Source organism: Anaerobacillus alkaliphilus (assembly GCF_004116265.1).
Classification (GTDB): Bacteria; Bacillota; Bacilli; order Bacillales; family Anaerobacillaceae; genus Anaerobacillus; species Anaerobacillus alkaliphilus.
The window spans coordinates 1-253 of the sequence record NZ_QOUX01000007.1; the positions used below are offsets into that span (position 1 = coordinate 1).

A 253-nucleotide genomic window follows, 5' to 3' on the forward strand; every position below is an offset into this window, starting at 1 on the left:
AAAGAGATAGTAAATATCTCGTCAATGAATTATTATTTTTGAGCTATATCAAACACTTTTATGGAGAGTTTGATCCTGGCTCAGGACGAACGCTGGCGGCGTGCCTAATACATGCAAGTCGAGCGGACAATTGAGAGCTTGCTCTCAATTGTTAGCGGCGGACGGGTGAGTAACACGTGGGCAACCTGCCCTGTAGACTGGGATAACTTCGGGAAACCGAAGCTAATACCGGATAATCTTTTGGACCACATGG

The 253-nt window shown here is 45.8% G+C and carries 1 rRNA gene; it reads left to right on the forward strand.

Annotation, left to right across the window (positions count from 1 at the left end):
* Window positions 1-57: 57 nt before the first annotated feature.
* A 16S ribosomal RNA gene (locus tag DS745_RS04295) occupies window positions 58-253 on the forward strand; the annotation flags it as partial.